The organism is Pseudomonas sp. K5002 (genome assembly GCF_013386655.1).
Classification (GTDB): Bacteria; Pseudomonadota; Gammaproteobacteria; order Pseudomonadales; family Pseudomonadaceae; genus Aquipseudomonas.
The window spans coordinates 1025-2167 of record NZ_JACARK010000464.1 but is presented as its reverse complement, the minus strand read 5'-3'; the positions used below and the strand labels follow the sequence as shown (position 1 = coordinate 2167).

Annotated in this window: 2 protein-coding genes; both read right to left on the bottom strand. The window is 62.9% G+C overall.

The window, feature by feature from the left end; translation table 11 throughout:
- Positions 1–374, bottom strand: a 374-nt coding sequence (locus HX846_RS20525) for an ABC transporter permease subunit (RefSeq protein WP_178965993.1), incomplete at its 3' end; no start/stop codon positions are given.
- Between the two features lie 7 nt (positions 375–381).
- Positions 382–1086 (bottom strand): ABC transporter permease, encoded by a 705-nt coding sequence (locus HX846_RS20520; RefSeq protein ID WP_134326647.1) that lies wholly within the window; start codon positions 1084–1086, stop codon positions 382–384.
- Between the last annotated feature and the right edge of the window lie 57 nt (positions 1087–1143).

Genomic DNA, 1143 nt, shown 5'->3' with positions numbered 1-1143 from the left:
GGCACGGCCAGCAGCCCGCCGCGAATCACTTCACCGACGTACGCGCCCACCGACAACACCAGGGCGAACACGATGTACCAGTAACCGTCCCGCAGGAACGGCCAGAGGAAACTCCCGCGAATCATCGGGAACTGGGCAAACAGGCTGCCCAGGCCGTAATAGAAGATGTAGATCTGGATCAGCAACGGCGTGCCCCGCAGCACACTGGTGTAGCCCAGTGCGCAACGGGCCAGCCACTTGCGCCGGGACAGCCGCGCCAGCGCTACCAGCACCGCCAGGGCGAAGCCGAGCACTGCCGAGATCACCAGCAGCGACAGCGTCGTCTGCAAGCCCTTGACGATCAGTCCTGCGTAATAACTTATCCACTCAGGCATGTGCGGCTCACTCGACAACCGGCATCCAGCGACGAATACGTCGCTCCAGGCGCCCGGACAGGTAGTTGGAGGCCAGTGTCACCAGGTAATACAAGGCGGCGGCCGTGAGGTAGAACAACAGGTAATGCCGGGTCGAGCCCGCCGCCTGTTTGGCGGTGTACAGCAGTTCGTTGGTGCCCACTACGCTGATCAGCGCGCTGTCCTTGATCAGATTGATCCACAGGTTGGACATCCCCGCCAGGGCGTATGGCGCCATGATCGGCAGGGTCACCCGACGGAACAGGCCAAAGCCGCTCAAGCCAAACGCCCGCGCCGCTTCGATCTGGCCATGGGGAATCGCGAGGATCGCCGCGCGGAAAATCTCCGAGGCGTACGCGCCTTGCACCAGCCCGAGTACCAGGACCGCTACCAGCGGGCCGCTGATGTTGAACTGCGCAAACCCCAGCCACAGCATCAATGCGTTGAGGCCCATCGAGCCTGCGTAATACAGCAGCAGGATCAGCAGCAACTCGGGCACCGCGCGAAACACCGTGGTGTAGCCGCGCATCAGCATGGCTATCGGGCGCGGTGCACTGAGCTTGGCGCAGGCCACCACCAGGCCGATCAGCAGCCCCACCGCAAACGAGCCGGCGGAAATCTGCAGGGTCATCCAAAGCCCTTTGAGCAGTGCATTGCCCCAGCCTTGTTCGCTGAAGTTGAGTAGATCGAACATCGCGGCTCCCTATTTCGATGACACGCGGTGCCCCTGTGACGAGGGCGCTTGCTGTGG